This window comes from Novosphingobium indicum, assembly GCF_014645195.1.
Classification (GTDB): Bacteria; Pseudomonadota; Alphaproteobacteria; order Sphingomonadales; family Sphingomonadaceae; genus Novosphingobium; species Novosphingobium indicum.
This window is the reverse complement of sequence record NZ_BMLK01000002.1, coordinates 267732-291115: the sequence shown is the minus strand read 5'-3', so window position 1 is coordinate 291115 and position 23384 is coordinate 267732. Positions and strand designations below refer to the sequence as shown.

The following is a 23384-nucleotide window of genomic DNA, read 5'->3' as shown; positions in this document are numbered from 1 at the left end:
TTCTGCCCCGTCCGCTTGCGGGAGGCCCCGAACCCCGGCCTTTCCACATTGGTCGAAAACGACGCGATTGCCGACGCCTCCCATATCATTGCTGAAAGTCGTTTGAGACAGGCTTCCGCCTGACCTAAGGCGATATGCGGTCCATGAAGGAGGCTCGGATGTATCGCGTTATGGTAGCGGCTGTATTGGCTCTGGGAGCTGCACCGGCTCTGGCTGAACCGACAGACGTCGTTGTGCGGGTCATCGCACAAGACGCAAAATTTGTCGGCTCCTCGATGGGCGGAGTGCGCATTGTTCTGCGCGATCCCAAAAGCGGCACTGTCCTTGCCGAGGGACTTACCGAGGGGGGAACGGGCCACACGGACCGGATCATGAAATCCGATGGCCGCAGTCCGCTCCGTGCGGATGGATCCGAGGCGGCATTTTCGGCCACGCTGGGCATCACCAAGCCAACCCTTGTCGAACTCGATGCCTATGGCCCTGTCGACTATCCGGAATCCGCCGTTCACGTCAGCCAGCAGCGCTGGGTCATGCCCGGAGAGAGTGTCACCATTGGCGACGGTTGGACTGTCGAGCTTCCCGGCCTTGTCATCGATCCGAGAACAAGCGTTGCTGGCCTCTCGGTGAGAATTTCGGCCAAGGTGATGCCGATGTGCGGCTGCCCGATCGCGCCTGACGGACTGTGGCCTGCCGACGAGTATGAAGTGAATGTTTCGGCATGGATGGATGGCTCGCCGCTCGCCAGAAACAAACTTGCCTTCGACACTTCGCCCGGTGTCTTTTCGGGTTATGTCCAATTGCCGACCGAGGGCCGCTACGAACTGATGGTCTTTGCTCGCAACACACGCACAGGGAACAGCGGCATCCGAGCAATTGAGGTCGTTGCGGAGTAGAACGGCCATCCGGCGGGAGCGGCCCGTCTAGTGGGAAAGCACTTACCCGCGCCCCTCGCCCACAGGGCCGTTCGCCTCGATACCCTCGATCACGAACGTCGCGATGGCCTCGCGAATATCCTTGTCGCTGGCGAGACCAGGCGGGAACAGCCAGTCGCGGAACATCAGGTTGGCCAGCACGGCGGCAAAGGACACACGAACCATGAGTTCGGAGGACACCGGCGCATCGCCTTCGATACGCGCACTCATCATCGCCTTGCCCTTCTCGAAATAGGCCTGCAGCCCGTCGAGGTCGGTAATCGCGTCCGCCGCTTCGGGCGAATAGGTGTTGGCGACGATCAGCGACATGAACATGCGCGAATGGCTTGCCATGAAGTCCTGCAGTTCGCCGATATAGGCGCGTGCCAAGTCCTTGCCGGCCTTGCCCGATTCCAGATCGGCAACGCTGCGCGCCTGAAAATCGGCGAAGTGACGGTTGAGCGGTGTGAAGATCGCCGCACGGAACAGGTCCTGCTTGGAGGCATGGAAGCGGAATATCTGCGCCTCGGTCACATCGGCGCGGCGGGCGATGGCGGCCGTCGTCGCGCCCGAATAGCCCGACTGCTCGAATTCCTCGGCCGCAGCCTCAAGGATACGGTCCGCCACTTCCTCGGACGAACGCCGCCGCCGGCGGGGCGTCTTTGCGTCCGATTCCTGCTTCGCCAAGTTTCTGATCCCTCGTGTCTGCAATGTGTCATCCGCGTCTATCGGCTGCGCCCGATGCTGCCAAGGGCAGCGCGCGAGGAGCCTGCCCCGCCGTTGAAACGGAGGTGCCTCACCCTAAATTTGTAGCAAGGTCTTGCAGAGGAGATTGCGTAAAAGTGGACGGTATCAAGACGGCCATGCTGCTGGCGGCACTGACGGCGCTGTTCATGGCACTCGGCTTCATGTTTGGCGGCAAGGGCGGTGCGATCATTGCACTTCTTGTGGCGGCAGGCATGAACCTGTTCACGTACTGGAATGCCGACAGTATCGTCCTGCGGATGCACAATGCGCGTGAAGTTGATGAACGCAGCGCGCCGGAGTTCTATGGCCTCATCGCCCAGCTTGCACAGCGCGCCGGCCTGCCGATGCCGCGCGTCTACCTGATCGATACGGACGCTCCCAACGCCTTCGCCACCGGCCGCAATCCGCAGAACGCCGCCGTGGCCGCGACCACCGGCCTGCTCGCGATGCTCAGCCGCGAAGAAGTGGCCGGCGTCATGGCCCATGAACTCGGCCATATACGCAACCGCGATACGCTGATCATGACCATGGTCGCGACAATCGCCGGTGCCATTTCCATGATCGCCAACTTCGGTCTGTTCTTCGGCGGGCACGGCGAAAACCGGCCCAACCCGATCGTGGCGATCGCTGCGGTTTTCATGGCGCCATTCGCAGCCATGATCGTGCAGATGGCGATCAGTCGCACCCGTGAATTCGGCGCGGACAAGGCCGGCGCCGAGATCAGCGGCAACCCGCGCGCCCTCGCCTCCGCCCTCGGCAAGATCGCAGGTCCGGCAGCACGGCTCCGCAATCCTGCGGTCGAGCGCAACCCGGCGACCGCGCAGCTCTACATCGTCCCTTCGAGCGTATCCGACCTGTTCTCGACCCATCCCGCCACGGAAAAGCGCATTACCGCGCTGATGGCGATGGAAGGAGACTCGATAGCACCGCCCCCACAATCCCCGGCACCTCGGGCGCGTTCCGCTCTCGATCCCAACCGCTTGCGCTAGAGACCGCTTCCGGCAGGAGACTTGATCTCACGAGCCATTTAGCGTGCCCGCGATGATCTCCCGGCGCTGCGGCATTGCCTCGCCGGGCCCGGAAGGTACACTCGCGCGTCAACACAAGACTCACAATCAAAAGAGGTGCGGGAGTGCTTAAATCTGCTGACGGAGGCCTGAGGCCCGTCCCATTTCCGATCGACGATCCCGAACGGATCCCGGCCAAGCGCTATTACGACGAGGAATTCTACCAGGCCGAAGTCGAGCACTTCTGGCCCCACGTCTGGCAGATGGCCTGCCGCGAGGAACAGATCCCCGAAGTCGGCGACTGGATCGAATATACCAACGTCGGCAAGTCGGTCATCGTCGTGCGCACGGCAAACGGCGTGAAGGCCTTCCATAATGCCTGCCGCCACCGCGGCGTGCCGATCGCCGGCGGCACCACCGTGGGAGCATCGCATTCCAAGGCGCACGGCAACTGCGCCAAGACCGGGTTCGTCTGCCCGTTCCACGGCTGGCGCTGGAACATGGATGGCGAAAGCACGCTGGTTTACGGCAAGCACCTGTTCAGCGACCGGCAGCTCAACGACGAGGACATCAACCTCGTACCCTGCCGCGCCGAAGTCTGGGGCGGCTGCGTGTGGATCAACCATGACGACGATGCGGCTTCCGTAAAGGAAACCTTCGGCCCGGTGGCCGACCGTCTGGAAGCCCACAACGTCCAGGGCCTGCGCGCCGAATGGTGCTATGGTACCGAGATCCCGGCCAACTGGAAGATCGCAATGGAAGCCTTCATGGAAGGCTACCACGTGATGCAGACGCACCCGCAGCTGCAGCATGCGGTGCCGACCATGTACGACAGCATGTACGCGGTAGCGGAGAATACCGAACGTACGCCGATGCTGGCCGATCCTGACAAGACCATCGAAGAGAACATCGCCGCGCAGATCCGCAACATGGAACTGCTCAGCGAAGGCATGTCGGGCATGATCCACGAGAAGGAAGTGGAAATCGCCCGCACCTTGCAGCACGCCACGGACAACCTGCCCGAGGACAAGGGCGCAGCCATTATGACCTGGCTGGGCATGGTCATGCATCAGGTCAGCGCGCAGCTGAAGGAAAGGGGCGAGCCGATTCCCGACCTGATTTCGGTGGCGCAGTCGGATCCGATCAATGCGGTCGAATTCCTCATGCCGCACTACTTCCTGCTGCCCTACTTCAGCTCGATGTCGGCCTATCGCATCCGTCCGACGGGTCCGGAAAGCTGCTTCTTCGAAATCTGGTCGCTGACCTTCTTCCCCGAAGGCGAGGAGCCCGAGCCGGTCATGGAACCGATCGTGCTGCCTTACGACAGCGCGGAGTTCCCGCCGATCCCTCGGCAGGACTACTCGAACATTCCGATCCAGCAGAAGGGCCTGCACGCGACTGGTTTCGAATACATGCGTCTGTCAAACCGGGTCGAAGGCCTGATCAGCAACTATCAGCGAATCCTCGACGGCTACCTTGCCGGCGTGCCCAACGAAAAGCTGGCCAAGGCAACGAACAAGCTCGGCGGCAACTTTGACGGCAGGATCGAAGACCTGGAATTCTAGCTCTGCTGCGTCACCGCCACAGAGCGATGAAAACATTGTAACCGCGTAGCTGCGGCGAACCGGTAAGAGCCCTCTTTCCTGCATGCCAAGCGCTTGGCATAGCGAAGGAAAGGGGGCTTTTTCGTAATGTGGAATACTGCGCGTTTGGGGTTACTCGTAGCGGCGTTTCTCTTCGCCACGTCTGCCAGTGCAGAACAGGCGCAAAAGCCAGCCAAGGCGCAGGCGGTCGAAAGCACCAAAGCGGCAGCCGCATCACCGAAAAAGACGCCATTGATCCCGGCGTCGGCATTTGCCTCCCTCACGGCGTTCCAGTCCGCAACGATATCACCCGACGGGAAATGGATCGCTCTGCGCACCATGCACAATGAAGCGCCAATGATCGTGATCGTGGATGCCGGCACGCTCAAAGCCGTGGACAATGTCCGGCTCGGCAAGGAGCAGCAACTGGTCTGGTTCTCGTGGGCGGGCGGCAACCGTATCCTGTTTTCGGCCGGACAATTGGCCGATGTCTTCGGTGTTGAACAGCGCGTCACGCGGCTGTTGTCCTACGACATCCGGGACAAGTCGCTGACCAAGGTCGGCTGGCGCATGAAAGTTCCCGACGGGGACAACGTCATCTATACCGATCCGAAGGGACAATACGTTCTGCTATCCATGCAGAAGACGGTTTATGAATGGCCGACTGTCTGGCGCTTCAGCCTCGAGGCCACTCCGGAGCCCGACAAGGGCGAAAAAGTGCAATCACAAAAGGCCGGCGTATGGGCCTGGTTTACCGATGACGTGGGGACTGTTCGCATGGGTCTGGAGCCCAGAAGCGGTCACCGCGTCTTCGTCTGGTACCGTAGCGGTCCCGATGACAAGCTGCGCAGGGTGGCCAAGCTCACCGATGAGGACGAAGAGGAAAAGTACTGGGACGTTGCCAAGATAGTTTCCGGTTCCGACGAAGGCTTCATATTCGACGAGGTTGACGGTCATCTGGTGCTTCGGCGGGTCAACTACGCCACGCACACACCCGGTGAGATCATCTATGCCAACCCCGACTGGGATGTAACCCGCGCGCTCATTGCCGACGACGGCACGCCGATTGCTGCCTTCTATACCGACGACAAGCGCCAGATCGTCTGGCTCGATCCGGAACTGAGAGCCATCCAGGAAAAGCTGGAAAAGGCCATGCCCGGCAAGGACGTATGGATTTCCTCGAGAGCGGACAACGAAACGCGCATGCTCGTCTGGGTCGGTCACGAAGACGATCCCGGAGCCTTGTACGTTTACACAAAAGCAGATCGCACGCTGGCGTTCTTCGCCAACTATCGCCCCGAACTGGTCCAGCAGAAGCTCGCACAGACCAAGGCTGTTGCGTATACTGCGCGCGACGGGACTGAAATTCACGGGTATCTGACGCTGCCGGTCAATCGTCCGGCGAAAGCACTGCCGCTGATCATCCTGCCGCACGGCGGACCATATGGCATCCGCGATACACTGAGTTACAACGATGAAACCCAGTTCCTCGCCAACCGCGGATATGCGGTCCTACAGCCTAACTATCGTGGATCGGGCGGCTATGGCGAAGCCTTTGAAGATCTCGGACAAGGCCAGATCGGCCGCGCCATGCAGGACGATCTCGACGACGGCATGGACTGGCTGGTCAAACAGGGCATCGCCGATCCGGCGCGTGTCTGTGTTGTAGGCGCCAGCTATGGCGGATACGCCGCGCTGTGGGCAGCCATCCGCAATCCCGAACGCTATCGCTGCGCAGCGAGCTTTGCGGGTGTCACCGACTGGGATCGTCAGCTCCGCTACGACCGGCGATTTCTCGACAGAAAGGACCGGCGGGCATTCCGCGACTGGTGGGAGGACAAGGACAAGGATTTCGATTTCGACTCTGTCTCCCCGGCCAAACAGGTGTCACACCTGACCCGCCCTGTCCTGCTTGCGCATGGCAAGGAAGACAGCAACGTCCCCTTCTCCCAGTTCAGGGTTATGCGCGAAGCGGCCGAGGCAGCCGGCATTCCCCTGGAACTCATGATCTTCGAGGAAGCCGGCCACGGCTTTGCCGAAGCGAAGGACGAACAGCGCTGGTACGAGAAGCTCGAAAAGTTCCTCAGGAAGCACAATCCCCCCGACCCGCAATGACACCTACCAGAGCGCGCGTTCCTGATAGGCCCGGTTACGCTCGCGGATCAGAGCGTCGCGTTCTTCGGGCGATACCGTGGCGACATCTGCCGGCAGGTGCTTGCGCACATCAGCGAGCTTGACCTTGGTAACGCTCGGGATCGGCTGGCTGCTGCATCCGGTCCAGCGCCCCTGAATGATGCCGCGCGAATAGCCGGCCGTATCGAGCCAGTTGCGCACGCCCGGGTCTTCTTCCGAGACAACGATGCGCAGCTTCCCGTCGGAATCGGGATCGGCCTGCGCGCCGTTTAGGCTGGAGTGATTGTTGGTCCAGTCGATCGTTTCGTAGAGCCCGTTGGTGAGGATCAGCGAGCGGTACTCGCAGGTCTCGGGCACATCGCTTTCGATGATCAGCGCTTCGTCATCCTTCAGGTCGAACACGCCGTCGTAGTAGAACTGCGAGGCGAGCGCGCCTTCTGGCGGGACCATGGCCTTGAAGCGGTTCACGTAGCCTTCCTCGGCGAGCGCCTCCACGCGGGCCACGAACATCGGCGCGATGTAGCCGACGGCACGCGGCAATGAACGCAATCGCGCGGTCAGCTCTTCCGCCGAAGGCCGCGGGCGTCCCATCGGGCCGCTGACGCGCTCGATGGTGACGACCGGCTGTACTTCGCCGCTCCAGTCGGAGCTGACGAAGCGCATCATCAGACGGCGCGTATCGGGCTCCAGCTTCCAGAAGTCGCCGTCGTATCCCTCGGGAGGCTCAGCGCCCACCAGGACGGAAAATCGGCCGTCGGCATCGGTGTGGAGCGCCGAAAGATCCAGATGCGGGCGCGAATTGCTGCCCGGCAGAACCTGCGCGATCACGGCTATGGGTATCGTGCCGGCCTTGCCGGCAATGCGATAGACCTGCGTGGGATCGACGGAGGTCGACTTGTACACGGTATCGGCATTGGGCTGCCCGACATTGAGCACTTGCCCGATGGCCGGCAGAAACACGGGAGCCTGAGGATCGGCACCGAGCACTTCGATGGAGCAACTGGCCAACGCCTCAAGCGCGATACGGCCGATCTCCGCGCGGATTTGCGGATCCTGCTGCATCGATTTCGGCAGCTTGGCCAGCATCCTTGCCGGCAATCCGCGCAGGCTGTCGACGAACTCGTCCCATCCGACAACCGGGGCAGCTTCACCGCCTTCCGGCGCAGCCTCCTGCGCGCGCGCCGCCATGGGCAGCGTCGCCAGCGCAGCAACAGCAAGTCCTGTGATGGCGGCACCCAGTGCCCCGATACGACGACTGGCCATGTTCTCTCTCCTCTCCCGTTCTTATGCGGGAAGGGTGAGCCGATGCATGGACATGGTCAATCCGGAAGCGCTACGCCTCGGCGGTAAGGGTCGCGACCAACGCCTTCACCTTTTTCTGCCGCCACTGCGGCAGCGGAGCGACGAGCCAGTATCCCCGGCGGCACGGCGCAGGCGTGGCTACTAAGGCCCTGTCCTGCTGCTGCAAGCCCGCCGTAAGCAGCGCGGGCACACGGGCGCGCCCCATCCCGGCCATGGCAGCCGCGATCGCCTGTCCAGCGTCGGTCACGAATATCGGCGGCTTGCCTTCTTCGCTGTCTTCGCCCGCATCCTGCTCATCCGAACCGGGCTTCGGATCTCCCGGCCAGCCGATCCAGTCACCGTCTCCTACCAGAACCCATTCCGGGCCGCCCAGCGGAACGCCTTCAAGATTGCCGGGGCCATCGGTCCAGCGCACTGCAAGATCGAGATTGGCCTCGGTGAAGTCGGTTTCCTCACCATCCACCAACACGAAGCGCACTTGCGGATTTTCTGCCCGGAAAGCGGCAAGCCGCGGGGCCAACCAGGCGGCAAAGAATTCGCGCGGGGCAGCAATCGTATAGACGTGGCTGGACTGCCCCGCCTGCATGGCCTGCACGGCATCCTCGAAATGCAGAAAGCCCGTGCGCAGCGCTCCCAGGCCCGTGCTGGCCTCTTCGGTCAGTTCCAGGCCCTTGCTGGTCCGGCGGAACAGGACGACGCCGAGGAGATCCTCCAGCGCGCGGATCTGCTGCCCGACCGCAGCCGGTGTAACCGCCAACTCATCCGCAGCCCGCGTGAACGAGAGGTGGCGTGCGGCGGCATCGAAGACGCGCAAGGCGTTGAGGGGCAAGTGCGTGCGCTTCATGGCGCTTCCCTATGCCCGGCCGCGACCGGGGGCAATGAAGTTCCTGTTGCAGCCCGTAAATCGAATCCGAAAGGATCGGCGTGCAAGGCGTCGGTCAACCTGCGGTGGCAGGTGCAGCCAGCGGGAAGAACGGAATCAGGGCCTTGAACTCCGTCCCGTTGCTGCGGCGGAAGGTATAGTGCCCTTCCATGCTGCCTTGCGGCGTCGAGAGCGGACAACCGGAAACATAGTCGTGGCTGGCGCCCGGCGCGAGCACCGGCTGTTCGCCGACAACGCCCTCTCCTTCGACCACGCTCACTTCGCCATTGCCATCGGTGATGCGCCAGTGGCGCGTCATCAACTGCAGGGTATGCGGCGTCTCGTTCTCGATACGGACATGGTAGACCCAAAACCACTTGCCCGCCTCGATACGCGATTGCTCGGGCAGAAAATTGGCGGCGACACGCACGGTCAGACCGTCAGTATAGGCAGTATGTTGAAACAGTTCTTTCATGTCAGGAGCCAGCCTAACGACGAATCCGCGAGGCCACAACCGCTTTGCGGATAGCCGGCCGAAACATAAAGGAAGCGCCGCTTCGGCACCTCAGCCGATAGAGGATGCAGCGCAAGTCAAAGACCAGCGGAATCCTTCCATGCGGTACTCCGTGGTGATCTGCGCATCGAGTTTCACGCGCGGAACATCGACGATGATGCGGGTGCCGAAACCCTGCCTTGTGGGCTCGCAGGCCGGCGGGCCGAGAGTTTCCACCCACTCGATGCTGAACTGCGCGGACGGCTCCTCACCCTCGATCGCCCAGCGAACATGAACCTGCCCCTCCGCGACCGACAAGGCGCCATACTTGATGGCATTCGTGCCCATCTCGTGAAAGGCCATGGCCAGAGCCTCCGCAGCGCCGGGTGACAGCAGAACCTGCGGCCCTTCGCAGGTGATCTGCGCGCGCGAGTCGCCCAGCGAGCGCAACTGCGCCTCGATCATCTCCGAAACCGGAATGCGCGACCATGCCCGGCGCACCAGCACATCCTGATTGGCTGCCAGCCCGCGAATGCGCTGTTCGAGACGTTCGACAAAGTCGGGCCGGTCAACATCGGTGCGGCGCGCCAGCGACTGCACCACGGCAAGCATGTTCTTGCTGCGGTGGTTCACTTCCTCAAGCAGCAGCTCGATGCGCTGCTCGGCCTCGCGCATTTCGGTGACATCGGTATTGGTGCCGAACCAGTACATGATCGCGCCATCTTCATCGCGGATCGGCTTCGCGCGAGAGAGGAACCAGCGCCATTCCCCTTCGGCGCTGCGCAGCGGGAAAGTGTCCTCCCAGTCCGCGCCCGAAGCGAAGCATGCACTGATTTTCTCGACGACAGCATCCACGTGATCGGGATGATGGACGGCCTTCCAGCCCCATCCCTTCATGTCGTCGAGGGTCGTGCCGGTGTAAACGAACCAGCGCTTGTTATACCAGAATATCCATCCGTCGCTGTCCGCGATCCAGGCAAGCTGGCTCATGTTGTCGGCCAGAAGACGGAAGCGCTGCTCGCTGAGGGCGAGTTGCTTGCGAATATTGACGCTGTCCGAAATGTCGCGGGCAATCTTGCTGGCAGCGATGACGCGGCCATCAGGATCGAGAATGGGGGAGACCGTCACGGCGACGGCTACCGTGCCGCCCCCCTTGCGCTTGCGGATGGTTTCGAAGGTCGGCACGCGCTCGCCGCAGCTGATGCTGGCGATGATCGCGTCTTCCTCTCCCTGCCTGTCATCGGGGATCAGCGCCCGGATGTTCTGGCCGACCATCTCTTCCGCCGTCCAGCCGAACACACGTTCCGCGCCGGCGTTCCACGTCAGGATACGGCCATCGAGTGTCTTTCCGACGATGGCGTCATCCGTCGATTCGACGATTGCCGCCAGCAGAGCCCCCGGGTTGGCTGCAAGATCGACGGTGTTCAGAGGCCGGCCTTCGTCAGCGCCTGATCCATATCCTCGATCAGGTCGTCCGCATCTTCCAGGCCGACGTTGATACGCAGCATGCCTTCGGAAATTCCCATCAGCTCACGCCCCTCCGGCCCCATGTTGTGGTGTGTTGTCGAAGCAGGATGACACATCAGCGACCGCGAGTCTCCGATGTTGTTGGAGATATCAATAAGCTGGAGAGCATCGAGCACGGCGTGCGCCTGCTCGCGTCCGCCGTCCAGCACAAAGCTGAAGATGGGGCCGCAGGCGTCCATCTGCTTCTGCGCGAGCGCCTGCTGCGGGTGGCTGTCGAGCCAGGGGTGCAGGATCTTCGGCACGCGCCCTTCCACGAACTGGCCCAGCTTGAGCGCGTTCTCGCTCTGCCGCCGGGCGCGCAGGTCCAGCGTCTCCAGCCCTTTGAGCACGACCCAGGCATTGAAAGGAGACAGGTTCGGCCCGGTGTTGCGCTGGAACGGCAGCAGTTTCTCGTTGATGAACTCCTCGCTGCCGCAGACGGCGCCGGCGAGCACTCGGCCCTGCCCGTCCATCAGCTTGGTCGCCGAATAGGCCACGACGTCGATGCCGAATTCGAGCGGGCGCTGCAGCACCGGCGAACAGAAGGCGTTATCGACAACCGTGGTGATGCCATGCGCCTTGGCGATCCGGGCAATCGCTTCGAGGTCGGCCACGTCCATCGTCGGGTTGGCAGGGGTTTCGAAGAAGAAGACCTTGGTGTTCGGCCGGATCGCCGCTTCCCAGGCAGCCGTGTCGCTTGCGTCGACCACCGTCACCTCGACGCCGAAGCGCGGCAGCAGGTTGTCGCCCAGCCAGCGGCATGAGCCGAAAGCCGCGCGCGCAGAAACCATGTGGTCGCCTGCCGAAAGCTGGCAGAGCAACGCCGCCGTCATCGCCGCCATGCCAGAAGCCTGAACGCGGCAGGCATCCGCGCCTTCCATCAGCGCAATGCGTTCCTCAAGCATCGCCACCGTGGGGTTCTGCAGGCGCGAATAGGTCATGCCTTCCTCTTCGCCCGCGAAACGCGCGGCAACCGTGGCGGCATCGTCATAGCAGTACCCGGAGGTGAGGAAGAGCGCCTCGCTGGTCTCGCCCATCTCCGAACGCCATGTGCCTCCGCGTATCGCGCGGGTAGCGGGGCGCCATTTGAGGGTCTGGCTGCGGTCCTGTCCGGTCGTACGTTTCATGGGCAAACCTCTAAGAGGCCGCAGAGGCCAACGCAAGCGGGTGCAGCGCCAAGTGCTCTTGCCGAAGCGGGGTTTCCCACCTATCCGGCTCGACGATGCCCCACGCAGCCAGAAATGCCCGAGACCCGCTCGTTTGGTGCCTGGGCATCACGATCCTGTTTCTGGCGCTGACGCTCTGGCGTATCGGCACCCCCGGCCGCTACTATTTCGACGAGATCCACTACGTTCCCGCCGCGCTGAAGCTGCTGGACCTGATCCCGGCAAACCGCGAACATCCGATGTTCGGCAAGGAGGTGATCGCCGCCTTCATTCACTTCCTGGGGGACAAGCCGCTGGGCTGGCGCATGGGCCCCGCGCTTTCCGGCACGCTCGGCCTCTTCGCGTTTTCCCGCCTGATCTGGCACCTCTCACGCCGCCGCCCCGCCACGCTGGCCGCAACCGCGCTGCTCGCGACCAACTGCATGTGGTTCGTCCAGAGCCGCATCGCCATGCTCGACATGATCGAAGCGGGCTTCTGCATGGTGGGTCTGTGGCAATTCGCCGCCGCACTCAACGCCCGCACGACGGCACGGGCCCGGTTTCGCCTGATTCTGTCGGGCATGGCCCTGGGCCTCTCGCTGGGCGCCAAATGGAGCAGCGCGCCGGCGCTGATGATGCCCGGTCTCGTTTTCCTTGTTCTGCGAATAAGGGAGAACGGGCTGTTCATCGTTGGGAGAAAGGGCGCCGGTCCGATCAAGGGTATCTCCCTGCTGGAAGCGACACTGTGGCTCGGCCTGTTTCCGCTTGCGGTCTACTGGGCGACTTTCCTGCCTGCGATGTTCTACGCCCCCGGGGACCACCCCATCGCGCCGTTCGGCTTCATCCAGCAGCACGAATACATGATCCGCCTGCAGGACAGCGTCAGGAAGCCGCATCCGTACCAAAGCTACTGGTACCAGTGGATCGTGAACTGGCGCGACATCTGGTTCCTGTTCGCAAAGGTCGACGGATCGCAGCGCGGGATCGTGATGATTGGCAACCCCTTCTCCATGCTTGCAGGGCTTGTCGCACTGCTTTGGGGGCTTTGGGCCAGCGTGTTCCGGCGGCGCTTCGACGCTCTGGCGTTAATCGCGCTCTACTCGGCATGCCTTGCCATGTGGGCGCTCAACGGCAAGCCCGTGCAGTTCTATTACCATTACCTGCTGCCGGGCGCATTCCTGATGGGCCTGCTGGGAATGTGGATGGATAGCCTGTGGCAGCACCGCGACCGCTGGCGCACCGTGGCCACCGTGTCGCTCGTGCTGTCGCTGGCGATGTTCGCGGTGTTCTACCCGATCATCTCGGCGCTGCCCCTGCCCTTCAAGAACGCCTACAACTTCTGGATGTGGCTGCCGAGCTGGCGGTGAATTCAGGGCTCGCGGCGCAGACGGACACGAAAGCGAAGCGCTATCGCAGCCAGCACGGCGCCCAGGGTCGCCAAGGCCATATCCTTTTGCGGGTCCCACGGATCACCTTGCTGACCGTTGTATGCGAGCGCATCGGGACCAGCCATCAAGACCGTCAGCAGCCATTCGAAGATTTCGTACAGCGCGCTGCCGGCGATGACGAACTCCACCGCGATGTAGGTTGCCAGCGCCATGGTCAGCCGCTTGTGGCGGGCCAGCCAGGTGGCGACCGGGTGGACCCAGCATAGACCGAAACTGAGGTGGACCAGCCGGTCCCAGGAATTGCGCGTCAGCCCCAGCGCCTTGTCGGGGGACGGCAGACCGACCGCCTGCGCCCAAGCCTCGTATGGGACATTCGAATAGATGTGGCGCCCGCCGATGGTATGCAGGAGCAGGAACAGGCAGATGCTCATCACGGCGCTCGTCGGCATGGGCCAGCGGCGCAAGGCGACGGCGATGGCAGCCACGACAGCCAGGGTCGGCAAGTTCTGCAGCGGCGCGAGGCGCGGATAGGGCGTGTCGATAAGGCTGAAAACAGCCGCTGCCGCCGTCAGTCCCAACAGCACAAGCTGGCTGCGTGGGACCTTTGCGATCATGGCCTTGTCAGTACTTGCCCCAGACGAATTTGGACGACAGCGCGAAGTTCCAGACCGACCCCAGAATGATGCCCGTCACTACCGCGACGATGTCGTGGAAGCCGATGGTCTTGAGCACGGCAGCGGAACCGACGTTGGTCAGCAATCCCAGCGAGCAGGTCACACCGAACTGCGCCCAGCCGCGCATCATCGGGCCAAAGCCGCGCAGGCGTTTGTCCGAATAGGTCAGTTCGTTGTTGAGCACGAAGTTGAAAGTCATCGCGATGACCGCCGCCAGCGTATTGGCGGTGTTGAACGTCGTGCTTTCGGACCAGTTGCCGTAAACGAAGCGCTCGGCGAAAACGAGGTGGAGCAACGCCCACAGGGCCCCGAGCTGCACCAGTACGCCGAGGGCACCGACAGTGCCGAACAGCGCAAAGCGTGTGGGAATGATGCGACCCAGCCACTTGTCGTAAAGACCTACGAGGAATTCGAACACGACGGTCTGATCCAGCTTGCTTTCGCCTTCCGCACGGGCAGCGAAGTTCAGGGGGAATTCCTTGACCCGTAGCGGCCGGTCGACCGTGGCCAGGATATCGAGCAGGATCTTGAAACCCACGCCCGACAGGCGATGCGCATCGGCACGAAGCGTTTCCGTGGGCAGCATGAAAAAGCCGCTCATCGGATCGGTCAGTTCGACGCCGGTGACCTTGTTGGCGATCTTGTTGGCAAGGCCCGAAGCCTTGACGCGGTCCGGCCGGCCCCATGCCTCAGTGCTCGCGCCCTCTGCAAAGCGCGAGGCATAGGCGAGGTCGTATTCCCCGGACTTGATGGCCTCCAGCATCTGCGGCAGCAGCGCCGGGTCGTGCTGGTGATCGGCGTCCATGACGGCGACAACCGGCGCCCCGGTAGAGCACATGCCTTCAATCGCGGCGCTGGCAAGACCGCGGCGCCCGATGCGCTGGATGCAACGCACGCGCGGATCGACCTGTGACAGGCGCCGGGCTTCGTCGGACGTACCGTCAGGGCTGTTGTCGTCGACGAAAATCGCTTCCCACGCGATACCTTCAAGTGCCTTTTCAAGGCGCTCGATCATGGTCGCGACGTTCTTGCGCTCGTTGAAGGTCGGCAGGACGACAGCCAGATCCAGAGGCCGGATTGCGGCATCGACAGCGGCGTCTGCGGCCTGGGCAAGTTCGGAACTGGTGATGTTCATGCGCCCCGCATATACAAGGTGAACCTCAATAAACCATTATCGGTTTTAGAGGCGTTCGACCACCGCGTCGCCAATTTCACGCGTACCGGCCGCGCCGCCGAGGTCCCCGCCCTTCACACCTGCGGACAGCGCGCCAGCCACGGCATTCTCGATGCGTACGGCCTGTTCTTCCAGTCCAAGCGAGTGGCGCAGCAACATTGCGGCCGACAGGATCGTGGCCATCGGATTGGCCAGTCCCTTGCCGGCAATATCGGGCGCGGAACCGTGGATCGGCTCGTAAAGGCCATAGGTTCCCTCGGCAAGGCTCGCCGATGCCAGCAGGCCGATCGAGCCCACGCACATGCTTGCCTGATCGCTGAGGATGTCACCGAAGAGGTTGCCGGTCACGATCACATCGAACTGGCCCGGGTTCTTAACCAGCTGCATGGCCGCGTTGTCCACGTACATGTGGCTGAGTTCGACTTCGGGATATTCCTTGGAAACTTCGATCACCACATCGCGCCACAGCTGCGAGGTCTCCAGAACGTTGGCCTTGTCGACCGAGCACAACTTCTTCGAACGGCCCATCGCGGCGGTGAAGCCGGAATGCGCAATCCGACGCACTTCGTCTTCGGCGTAGGACATCATATCCCAGCCCTGCCGGCGACCATCGGGAAGCGTGCGCATTCCTTTTTCACCGAAATAGACGTCGCCATTGAGTTCGCGAACGATCAGCAGATCGATCTTGCTCGCCACTTCCTCGCGCAGCGTGGTCAGGTCTTCGAGACCGGGAAAGACGCGCGCCGGACGCAAGTTGGCGAACAGGCCCAGTTCCTTGCGCAGACCGAGAATCGCCTGCTCCGGACGCAAATGGCGTTCGAGATGATCGCAGGAGAAATCACCGACTGCGCCGAACAGGATGGCATCGGCAGACCGCGCGGTCTCGAGCGTTTCCGGCGGCAGCGGGTGCCCGTGCTTGCGATAGGCCATGCCGCCGACATCGCCTTCGACCAGTTCCAGCCCGTCGAGACCGAGAGCCTCCAGCACACGCACCGCCTGTTCGGTCACTTCGGGGCCAATCCCGTCGCCGGCAAAAACCGCAATACGCATGGAGTTCTTGGTCATAATATCAGCCTTCGATCCGCTTCAGCCGCTCACGCAGCAGGACGCGCGTCGCCATAACGTCTCTGCGGCGATCGGCAAGCGGGTAGCGTGCCAATTCACGCCCGATGCGATCGAAGGCTGCCAGAATTTCCGTCCAGTCCGACTGGTCCGGACGCCCTACGGGAACGCCGTAACCCAGTTCGCGCAGCAACAGGACTTCATAGGAAAGCAGCGGCAAGGCCCAACCTCGGGCCGAGGGGGCTACGCACACTGCTTCGATCAGGCCAGTCAGGGCTTCATGCAGGGCGGGATAGGGATGCCGTTCGGGCAAGGCAATTGCCGTGAGCGCCGTAACCCAGGCAATGGCGGCAGCCGGTAGCGGCTCAGTCAGCCACGGCCCTCGGCTCTGCAGGAGTTCGAGGCGGGCAAAGGGAAGCTGGCTTTCGGTCTTGGAGCGAACTTCGGCTTCCACCACGTTGCCGGGTATCAGCACCGGGCGCAGTTGCCGCCCCCTGCCCCCGGCGATGTAGGCCGCCACAAGCCCATACTCGGCCGTCAGCAACCGGGCGATGACGGCGGTCTCGCCATGGGCGTGTGTGGCGCAAACAAGGGCGGGCGCGCGAAAGTGCATGGCGCCTGTCTGGAACGTCGGGGCCGCGGCGGCAAGAGCCGCCTGCAGCGTCAGCCGGCGGCGTTCAGCTTCGCTTCGATCGCATCAAGACGGGCCTTGAGCGCATCCGCTTCGGCGCGGGCAGTCGCGGCCATTTCCTTCACGGCCTCGAACTCCTCGCGGCTCACGAAGTCCATGTCGCCCATGAACTCCTTGAACCGCTCGCGCGCGTTCTCGCGGGCTTCGCGACCCATGCCGGCCAGCGTGCCGGCCGCGCTGTTCATCATCTTGGTGAAATCGGCGATAAAGGGGTTTTCGCTTTGCATGGACGCTAGATGGAGCCGCTCGCGCGCCCGCGCAAGTGGGGATCAGATTTCATAACGAACAACTGCCCCGCCGCCGTCGACACCGTCCATCGTGGGGTTGGCCTGCCAGAACGCGAAATTGAGATAGGTCGCGAAGAGAACCCATGCCAGATACGGAATGAGCAGCATGGCCGCGACCGGCCGGACTTTCCCGAACAGGGCGATGGTGACGATCACCAGCACATCGAGGAGGCCGATGACGATCAGCGAAGCCGTCAGCAGGTGCATGCCGAAGAAGACCGGCGACCATGCGAGGTTGAGCGCGAACTGTACGGCGAACACTCCCGCTGCCGCTCCGCGCCCGCGCGCACCGCGAGCCGACAGCACAAGCGCCAGAGCAATGCCCATCAGCACGTAGAGAATGGTCCACACGATTCCGAACAGCGCCGGCGGCGGATAGGCCGCGGGCTTGGTCAGCGCGGCAAACCAAGGATCATCCGGCCCGCTCTGCGCGACTTTGCCCGAAAGGAAGCCGAGAAGGACGATGACGGGAACGCAAACCAGAGCCCAACGCAAAAAACTGGCACGCAACTGGCCGGAGGAGGCAAGCAGGTTCATTCCGCGAAATAACTCCCGAATCAGGAAAGACCATGAGGACGGCGCGGTTTTGTGCAGTGCGAAGGCAAAGGTTGCAATCGTCTGCTAACAGTCAATTGCCGCGGCGTGCCGAAACGAGAAACTCCACATTGCCTTCCGGCCCCTTGATCGGGCTTTCGACAATGCCCTGAATTTCCCAGCCATGGCTTTCAAGCCATTCGCGCACTTCATCGCAGACGCGGGCATGCAATGCCGGATCGCGAACGACACCGCCCTTGCCCACTTCGTTGCGCCCCACTTCGAACTGTGGCTTGATCAGGGCCACCAGCCGGCAGTCGGGTGCGGCGAGGCGCAAGGGCACTTCCAGCACCTTGGCCAGCCCGATGAAACTCGCATCGCACACCACCCAGTTGCACGGCGCGTCGATCATCTCGGGCGTGAGGATTCGGGCACTTGTCTTTTCCAGCACAGTCACGCGCGGATCCTGACGCAGCTTCCAGGCAAGCTGATTGGTTCCGGAATCGACGGCGAAGACACGGGTCGCGCCCTTGCTGAGCAGAACATCGGTGAAACCGCCAGTCGAGCTGCCCACATCCATTGCAATGGCCCCTGTGGGATCCAGATCGAAATGCTCGATGGCATGGGCCAGCTTGATGCCTCCGCGCGACACCCAGGGATGATCGCGCCCGCGCACTTCGAGCGGGGCATCGGCTTTCAAATTCTGTCCCGGCTTGGCGATCTTCGTTTCGCCGGAGTAGACCAGCCCCGCGAGGATGAAGGCCTGTGCACGCGTTCGGCTCTCGGCCAGACCGCGATCGACCAACATCTGATCGACGCGTCCTTTTGCCGGCGCGCGGTGTTTTTCGACAGGACGAGAGGCGGATGGGTCGGTCATGGGGACTTGTGCACTTGAGGTAAGGCGCGTGTCATTCCATACCGGGGGCATGAAGGCAAATTCGCGCATGCACGCCCCCCTGTCCCGCTTCCTGCCATTGACGGCGCTTTCATCGGCGCTGGTGCTGGCTGCCTGCGTGCCGCAACGCCCCGCGCCTGCCCCCACGCCTGTATCTTCGCCGACGGCGCAGCCGACGCCGAAGCCCGTGGCAACGGTCCGGCCTATTGCCAACTGGCGAGACATGCCTGCCACGCCGGGCGACTGGAGTTGGAGTCGGCCCGTCACCGGATCTCAGGCGGTTTTCGCCGGAGGCCTGTTCAAGATGCATTGCAACCGGGAAAGCCGCACCATCACACTGACGCGCGCTGCTTCCGGAACGACGACGCAGGCGCAAATGCTGATCAGCACTACCCAGGGGAATCGCTCGCTGGTCGCCAATCCGGTCGCGGGAGGCGTCGCCGCATCGCTGGATGCGCGCGATCCTCTGCTTGACGATATGGCTTTCAGTCGCGGCCGCTTTGCCGTGGAGGTCGCCGGCAGCGATCCGCTCTACATCCCGAGCTGGACCGAAGTCTCGCGAGTCATCGAGGATTGCCGCTGACGCACAGCGGGTGGGCCCTAAAAAGCCAACAATACCAACTATCGGGAAACGTTCCGGCCGCACTCTTCGGTGCCCCGAACTGTGCCTGCAAGTCGCTGCGCAGCTGGGGAAAACTGGCCGGAAGTGCTGATAATGACCGGAAAAAAAATGATTGCAAGTCTTGTTGTGCGTTGCGGAATCGGACACACATTTCTCAAGACGGCGGGACCCGGGATACGCGCCCGGAAACGACCAAAGTCTCAGTCGCATAATGCGGCGTTCTTGGCTCAACAGCGCGAAAGGAGGTGATCCGATGTCTCATGGTTCAGCAGAGAGGTCGGCAATTTCCGTCGCGAGGCATTATCGCTGATTTTCTGAGTACGCGATAAAGGCTTCGCTGGCGGCACTTCCCGGCCGCTGACCATGCGAAGGGCCGTACCGAGTGATCGGTGCGGCCCTTCTCATTTGAGCACCCTCGAAAACCTTTCCGCCCGGCGATCGTTTACATCCCTCGATTAACTTTACCCCCCACGTGGAGTATGCCGCTCTCATGGAGCACCACGCCCTCGTATTCGCGCTGATCGGTATCATCGGCATCGGCGCGCAATGGATCGCCTGGCGAACCGGCTGGCCCGCCATCGCACTCATGCTTGCGGCGGGCGTTCTCGCCGGCCCGGTAACCGGCCTCATCATGCCGGAGGAAACCTTCGGCGAACTGCTCGAACCGATCGTGTCGGTGTCGGTCGCGCTGATCCTTTTCGAAGGCGGGCTCAACCTCAATTTCCGCGAACTGCGCAAGACTGAAGGCGCGGTATCGCGTCTGGTGTTCATCGGCGTACCGGTCGGCTGGCTGGTAGGCGCAGTGGCCTGCTACTACGTCGCCGGGCTCGTCTGGCCGGTGGCCATGCTGTTCGCCGGCATTCTCATCGTGACCGGCCCGACGGTCGTTCTGCCCCTGCTGCGCCAGAGCAACGTCGCCCCCAGGCCACGCGCCATTCTCAAGTGGGAAGCCATCGTCAACGATCCCATCGGCGCGCTTTGCGCCGTGTTCACGTACGAATACCTGCGCCGGTCGGACGAAGGCGGCACGTTGCTTTCGGTAATCATCTCGCTGCTCGGCGCGGCCGTCATCGCCGGCTTCATCGGCTATGCCGTTGCCAAGGTCATTGCCTGGGCTTTTCCGCGTGGACACGTGCCGGAATACCTTAAGGCGCCGGTGCTGCTGGTCGCGGTGATCGGCACGTTCGTGCTGTCCAACTTCATCCAGCAGGAAACCGGCCTGCTCGCGGTCACGGTCACCGGCATCGCCCTTGCCAACATGCGCATGGACAGCATGCGCGACATTCACCCTTTCAAGGAAAACATCACCGTTCTCCTGATATCGGGCGTTTTCGTGCTGCTTTCGGCATCGCTGGATCTTGACGTGCTCCGCCAGTTCGAATGGCGGTTCCTGGCCTTCCTGGTGGTTCTGCTGTTCATCGTCCGTCCGGTTACCGTGCTGCTGAGCCTCGCTTTCAGCAAGATCCCCTGGAATGAACGGCTACTGCTCGCCTGGATCGCCCCGCGCGGTGTGGTGGCCGTTGCCATCTCCGGCCTGTTCGCCCTGCGCCTGAACCAGCTCGGCTATGCAGACGGCAGCATTCTCGTCGCGCTCTCGTTTGCCGTCGTGATCGCCACGATCATCGCTCACGGTTTCAGCATTCGCCATGTCGCCCGCTGGCTCAAGGTCACTGGCGCGCAAAAGAAGGGTCTGCTGCTCGCAGGCAGCAACTCGTGGAGCCTCGCGCTGGCCGAGCAGGTGCGCTCGCTCGATCTGCCGGTCACGATCTGCGACACCAGCTGGGAGCGCTTGTCCGGCCCCCGTCAGGCGGGCATCCCCACCTATCACGGCGAGATTCTGGCCGAATCCACCGAAGAGCGGCTCGACATCACCCAGTTCCAGGTGCTCGTCGCAACCTCGCAGAACGAGGCCTACAACGCTCTGGTCTGCAACGAGTTTGCGCCCGATTTCGGCCGCGATTCGGTCTATCAGCTCGGCGGCACTGGCGACGACGAGGATCACCGCAGCCTGCCCGAAGCGCTGCAGGGCCGCGCGGTGTTCACATCCGGCATCGGTGTGGAGGAGATCATCCAGCGCGAGCGGGAAGGCTGGACGTTCCGCAAGACCCGGATCAGCGACCAGTTCGACTTCAAGGATGCGCAGGCCACGCTGCCCAACGAAGCGAACATGCTGTTCCTGCTCTCCAAGGATGGCAGGATCCGCTTCTTCACGCACGCGACGCGCCCGACGCCGCAGCCGGGAGACGTGATGATTTCCTATGGCCCCTCTCGCCATGGCACAGCCGGGCAGCCGAAAGCCGCGCAAAAGAACAAGGAGGCAAAAGCATGATCAGCGACCCCAAACTCCGCACCGGATTGCTGATAGCCACCCTGTTCGCCGCGACCGTGCCGCTCGCCGGCTGCGACACCTCGCAAGCGCCTGATACGCAGCCGAGCGGAGACGCCGAGGCGACAGCCCTTCCCGGACCGGTGGCAAGCGCCACCCAGACGGAACCGACCGCAGAACCGAAGAAGTCCATCATCCGGCCGGAGGTAACTCCCTCTCCCATCGCGCCTCCGCCGCTCGAACCGGAGCAGATTGCCGTTCGCTTCCCAGACAAGAGCGATGAGCCCGATGATGCCGGCCTCGCCGCCATCGATACCCTGATGGCGAGCCCGACCTTCAAGGCCGGTGGCCCGATAACGATCTGGGGCCACACCGATTCCCGTGGCACCGACACGATCAACCTGAAAGCCTCGCGCAAGCGGGCGGAGGCGGTACGCGACTATCTGGAGGAAAAGGGCGTGGCCGCTGATCGTATGACAGTGATCCCGCTTGGCGAAAGCCGTCCCGTTGCTCCCAATCGCAATCTTGACGGCAGCGACAATCCCGAGGGCCGCGCCAAGAACCGCCGGGTGGAGCTGCGCGTGGAACCTCCCGCAGACGAGCCCGCTGCACAGCCGACGGAGAACACGGAAGACGCGGCCGACACCTCGGAAGATTGATCATATGGCCCAATAGCGCCGGATCGGGAAAGAACCCTCGAGCCGCTCCGGGATATGAGGCAAACCGCCCATTTGCGCCCATCAACCACCATGCTATGACAAACGGGCCGGGATGCAAAATTACTTTTCCATTGCAGGTTACGTAATTTTCGTTCAACGGCGCGCAGTAACCACCTTGCAAGGATTCACGTTCCATGGCGAGTCTCGCCGATGCCGGCCTGAAGTTCACTACCCTGCCCCACCCCGCACCTGCCAGCGACGAGACGCGCGAAGCCGTACTCGCCAATCCGGGCTTCGGGACCAACTTCACCGATCACATGGTGGTGATCGAATGGACCGAGGGACAAGGCTGGCACAATGCTACGATGGGCCCGCGTGAGCCTATTGCGCTCGATCCGGCTGCTGCGGTTCTTCATTACGCGCAGGAAATCTTCGAAGGGCTCAAGGCCTACAAGCAGGCTGACGGTTCGATCGCGCTCTTCCGACCCAAAGCGAACGCGGCGCGGTTCAACCGGTCCGCCGAGCGTCTGGCCATGCCGACCCTTCCCGAAAACCTGTTCGTCGAGGCGGTCGAGCGTCTGGTCCAGATCGACCGTGCGTGGATCCCCGATGCGGAAGGCGCCTCGCTCTATCTGCGTCCCTTCATGATCGCCACCGAGGCCTTCCTCGGCGTGCGCCCGGCCAAGAGCTACAAGTTCATCGTCATTGCCAGCCCTGCGGGCAATTATTTCAAGTCCGGTGCCCCGGCCGTTTCGATCTGGGTGAGCGAATATACACGTGCCGCTCCGGGCGGCACCGGCGCAGCCAAGTGCGGTGGCAACTACGCCGCCAGCCTCGTGCCGCAAGGCGAAGCCATCGACCGCGGGCACGACCAGGTCGTCTTTCTCGATGCCGCCGAGCACAAGTGGATCGAGGAACTGGGCGGCATGAATCTCTATTTCGCCTTCGAGGACGGCACCCTGCTGACCCCGGCCCTCACCGGCACGATCCTTGCCGGCATCACCCGCGACAGCCTGCTGACGCTGGCACGCGAAGAGGGGCTGAACGTGGTCGAAGGTCGCTACAGCCTAGAACAGTGGCGCGAGGATGCTGCTTCGGGCAAGCTGGTCGAGACGTTCGCCTGTGGTACCGCTGCGGTCGTGACGCCCGTCGGCAAGGTCTCGGGCCGCGATGTCGAATTCACCATCGGCTCGGGTGGCCCCGGGCAACTCACCCAAAAACTCAAGAACCGCCTTGTTGCCATCCAGCGCGGTGAAGCCGAAGACACCCACGGCTGGGTTCACAAGATCGGCTGATCCGGCGGCGAGCAATGCTCCCTCTATACAACCTCGTCATTCCCGCGAAGGCGGGAATGACGAGGTATTGTTATGCCGGGTTGTGAGC

22 protein-coding genes are annotated in these 23384 nt (G+C 62.7%); 9 read left to right on the top strand and 13 right to left on the bottom strand.

The window, feature by feature from the left end:
* Positions 1-143 precede the first annotated feature (143 nt).
* Positions 144-893, top strand: coding sequence for a hypothetical protein (locus IEX64_RS03125; RefSeq protein ID WP_188818142.1), 750 nt, complete (start codon positions 144-146; stop codon positions 891-893).
* A 42-nt stretch (positions 894-935) separates the two neighbouring features.
* Here the strand turns inward: IEX64_RS03125 and IEX64_RS03120 are convergent, their stop codons facing one another.
* Positions 936-1598 (bottom strand): TetR/AcrR family transcriptional regulator, encoded by a 663-nt coding sequence (locus IEX64_RS03120; RefSeq protein WP_188818139.1) that lies wholly within the window; start codon positions 1596-1598, stop codon positions 936-938.
* A 155-nt stretch (positions 1599-1753) separates the two neighbouring features.
* Between IEX64_RS03120 and htpX the strand changes: the two genes are divergently transcribed.
* From htpX to IEX64_RS03105, 3 genes are all read left to right on the top strand, one after another.
* A complete protein-coding gene (htpX, locus tag IEX64_RS03115) occupies positions 1754-2647 on the top strand; it encodes a zinc metalloprotease HtpX (RefSeq protein WP_188818137.1) in 894 nt (297 codons plus the stop codon).
* Positions 2648-2790: 143 nt separating this feature from the next.
* Entirely contained in the window at positions 2791-4230 is a 1440-nt protein-coding gene (locus IEX64_RS03110; RefSeq protein ID WP_188818135.1) for an aromatic ring-hydroxylating oxygenase subunit alpha, read from the top strand.
* Between the two features lie 375 nt (positions 4231-4605).
* A complete protein-coding gene (locus IEX64_RS03105; RefSeq protein WP_188818133.1) occupies positions 4606-6363 on the top strand; it encodes an alpha/beta hydrolase family protein in 1758 nt (585 codons plus the stop codon).
* Between the two features lie 3 nt (positions 6364-6366).
* On the opposite strand, the gene IEX64_RS03100 is transcribed toward IEX64_RS03105, so the two are convergent.
* The 5 genes from IEX64_RS03100 to IEX64_RS03080 form a co-directional block, all read right to left on the bottom strand.
* Positions 6367-7644 carry a DUF1214 domain-containing protein gene (locus IEX64_RS03100; protein WP_188818131.1) on the bottom strand — a complete coding sequence of 426 codons (1278 nt, stop codon included), beginning with the start codon at positions 7642-7644 and terminating at the stop codon, positions 6367-6369.
* Positions 7645-7714: 70 nt separating this feature from the next.
* Entirely contained in the window at positions 7715-8527 is an 813-nt protein-coding gene (locus tag IEX64_RS03095; protein ID WP_188818129.1) for a LysR family transcriptional regulator, read from the bottom strand.
* Positions 8528-8621: 94 nt separating this feature from the next.
* Positions 8622-9020, bottom strand: a complete 399-nt coding sequence (apaG, locus tag IEX64_RS03090; protein ID WP_188818127.1) for a Co2+/Mg2+ efflux facilitator ApaG/CorD — start codon at positions 9018-9020, stop codon at positions 8622-8624.
* Between the two features lie 90 nt (positions 9021-9110).
* A complete protein-coding gene (locus IEX64_RS03085; RefSeq protein ID WP_188818246.1) occupies positions 9111-10418 on the bottom strand; it encodes a PAS domain-containing HWE histidine kinase family protein in 1308 nt (435 codons plus the stop codon).
* Between the two features lie 44 nt (positions 10419-10462).
* The gene (locus IEX64_RS03080; RefSeq protein ID WP_188818125.1) at positions 10463-11671 is read right to left on the bottom strand and encodes a trans-sulfuration enzyme family protein; all 1209 of its coding nucleotides are present in this window, start codon (positions 11669-11671) and stop codon (positions 10463-10465) included.
* A 95-nt stretch (positions 11672-11766) separates the two neighbouring features.
* On the opposite strand from IEX64_RS03080, the gene IEX64_RS03075 reads away from it, so the two are divergent.
* Positions 11767-13056, top strand: a complete 1290-nt coding sequence (locus tag IEX64_RS03075) for a phospholipid carrier-dependent glycosyltransferase (RefSeq protein WP_188818123.1) — start codon at positions 11767-11769, stop codon at positions 13054-13056.
* A 2-nt stretch (positions 13057-13058) separates the two neighbouring features.
* Here IEX64_RS03075 and IEX64_RS03070 read toward each other — a convergent pair whose 3' ends face one another.
* From IEX64_RS03070 to IEX64_RS03040, 7 genes are all read right to left on the bottom strand, one after another.
* Complete coding sequence (locus IEX64_RS03070) at positions 13059-13691, bottom strand: DUF2238 domain-containing protein (protein WP_188818121.1); 633 nt, start codon at positions 13689-13691, stop codon at positions 13059-13061.
* A 7-nt stretch (positions 13692-13698) separates the two neighbouring features.
* Positions 13699-14886 carry a glycosyltransferase gene (locus IEX64_RS03065; protein WP_188818119.1) on the bottom strand — a complete coding sequence of 396 codons (1188 nt, stop codon included), beginning with the start codon at positions 14884-14886 and terminating at the stop codon, positions 13699-13701.
* Positions 14887-14931: 45 nt separating this feature from the next.
* Positions 14932-15975, bottom strand: a complete 1044-nt coding sequence (gene leuB / locus IEX64_RS03060; RefSeq protein WP_188818244.1) for a 3-isopropylmalate dehydrogenase — start codon at positions 15973-15975, stop codon at positions 14932-14934.
* Positions 15976-15994: 19 nt separating this feature from the next.
* The gene (recO, locus tag IEX64_RS03055) at positions 15995-16600 is read right to left on the bottom strand and encodes a DNA repair protein RecO (RefSeq protein ID WP_188818117.1); all 606 of its coding nucleotides are present in this window, start codon (positions 16598-16600) and stop codon (positions 15995-15997) included.
* Between the two features lie 50 nt (positions 16601-16650).
* The gene (locus IEX64_RS03050; RefSeq protein ID WP_188818115.1) at positions 16651-16905 is read right to left on the bottom strand and encodes an accessory factor UbiK family protein; all 255 of its coding nucleotides are present in this window, start codon (positions 16903-16905) and stop codon (positions 16651-16653) included.
* A gap of 42 nt (positions 16906-16947) precedes the next feature.
* Complete coding sequence (locus tag IEX64_RS03045) at positions 16948-17502, bottom strand: TspO/MBR family protein (protein ID WP_188818113.1); 555 nt, start codon at positions 17500-17502, stop codon at positions 16948-16950.
* 91 nt (positions 17503-17593) lie between these two features.
* Positions 17594-18376 carry a TlyA family RNA methyltransferase gene (locus IEX64_RS03040; protein WP_188818111.1) on the bottom strand — a complete coding sequence of 261 codons (783 nt, stop codon included), beginning with the start codon at positions 18374-18376 and terminating at the stop codon, positions 17594-17596.
* 67 nt (positions 18377-18443) lie between these two features.
* On the opposite strand from IEX64_RS03040, the gene IEX64_RS03035 reads away from it, so the two are divergent.
* The 4 genes from IEX64_RS03035 to IEX64_RS03020 all read left to right on the top strand — a co-directional run bounded on the left by IEX64_RS03035 (position 18444) and on the right by IEX64_RS03020 (position 23296).
* Positions 18444-18977: a hypothetical protein gene (locus tag IEX64_RS03035; protein WP_188818109.1), complete on the top strand. Its 534-nt coding sequence runs from the start codon at positions 18444-18446 to the stop codon at positions 18975-18977.
* A gap of 529 nt (positions 18978-19506) precedes the next feature.
* Positions 19507-21345: a cation:proton antiporter gene (locus IEX64_RS03030; protein ID WP_188818107.1), complete on the top strand. Its 1839-nt coding sequence runs from the start codon at positions 19507-19509 to the stop codon at positions 21343-21345.
* The gene (locus IEX64_RS03025; RefSeq protein WP_188818105.1) at positions 21342-22001 is read left to right on the top strand and encodes an OmpA family protein; all 660 of its coding nucleotides are present in this window, start codon (positions 21342-21344) and stop codon (positions 21999-22001) included. Before IEX64_RS03030 ends, IEX64_RS03025 begins: the two co-directional genes overlap by 4 nt.
* 194 nt (positions 22002-22195) lie before the next feature.
* Complete coding sequence (locus tag IEX64_RS03020) at positions 22196-23296, top strand: branched-chain amino acid aminotransferase (protein WP_188818103.1); 1101 nt, start codon at positions 22196-22198, stop codon at positions 23294-23296.
* Positions 23297-23384 lie beyond the last annotated feature (88 nt).

Bases quoted from the DNA above. Each gene is read 5' to 3' on its own strand.
- IEX64_RS03030 (WP_188818107.1), top strand. From the start codon at position 19,507: ATGGAGCACCACGCCCTCGTATTCGCGCTGATCGGTATCATCGGCATC.
- IEX64_RS03020 (WP_188818103.1), top strand. From the start codon at position 22,196: ATGGCGAGTCTCGCCGATGCCGGCCTGAAGTTCACTACCCTGCCCCAC.
- IEX64_RS03105 (WP_188818133.1), top strand. From the start codon at position 4,606: ATGATCGTGATCGTGGATGCCGGCACGCTCAAAGCCGTGGACAATGTC.
- IEX64_RS03035 (WP_188818109.1), top strand. From the start codon at position 18,444: ATGCACGCCCCCCTGTCCCGCTTCCTGCCATTGACGGCGCTTTCATCG.
- apaG (WP_188818127.1), bottom strand. From the start codon at position 9,020: ATGAAAGAACTGTTTCAACATACTGCCTATACTGACGGTCTGACCGTG.
- IEX64_RS03125 (WP_188818142.1), top strand. From the start codon at position 144: ATGAAGGAGGCTCGGATGTATCGCGTTATGGTAGCGGCTGTATTGGCT.
- IEX64_RS03040 (WP_188818111.1), bottom strand. From the start codon at position 18,376: ATGACCGACCCATCCGCCTCTCGTCCTGTCGAAAAACACCGCGCGCCG.
- IEX64_RS03095 (WP_188818129.1), bottom strand. From the start codon at position 8,527: ATGAAGCGCACGCACTTGCCCCTCAACGCCTTGCGCGTCTTCGATGCC.
- IEX64_RS03050 (WP_188818115.1), bottom strand. From the start codon at position 16,905: ATGCAAAGCGAAAACCCCTTTATCGCCGATTTCACCAAGATGATGAAC.
- IEX64_RS03065 (WP_188818119.1), bottom strand. From the start codon at position 14,886: ATGAACATCACCAGTTCCGAACTTGCCCAGGCCGCAGACGCCGCTGTC.
- recO (WP_188818117.1), bottom strand. From the start codon at position 16,600: ATGCACTTTCGCGCGCCCGCCCTTGTTTGCGCCACACACGCCCATGGC.
- IEX64_RS03080 (WP_188818125.1), bottom strand. From the start codon at position 11,671: ATGAAACGTACGACCGGACAGGACCGCAGCCAGACCCTCAAATGGCGC.
- IEX64_RS03100 (WP_188818131.1), bottom strand. From the start codon at position 7,644: ATGGCCAGTCGTCGTATCGGGGCACTGGGTGCCGCCATCACAGGACTT.
- IEX64_RS03070 (WP_188818121.1), bottom strand. From the start codon at position 13,691: ATGATCGCAAAGGTCCCACGCAGCCAGCTTGTGCTGTTGGGACTGACG.
- IEX64_RS03045 (WP_188818113.1), bottom strand. From the start codon at position 17,502: ATGAACCTGCTTGCCTCCTCCGGCCAGTTGCGTGCCAGTTTTTTGCGT.
- IEX64_RS03025 (WP_188818105.1), top strand. From the start codon at position 21,342: ATGATCAGCGACCCCAAACTCCGCACCGGATTGCTGATAGCCACCCTG.
- IEX64_RS03075 (WP_188818123.1), top strand. From the start codon at position 11,767: ATGCCCCACGCAGCCAGAAATGCCCGAGACCCGCTCGTTTGGTGCCTG.
- leuB (WP_188818244.1), bottom strand. From the start codon at position 15,975: ATGCGTATTGCGGTTTTTGCCGGCGACGGGATTGGCCCCGAAGTGACC.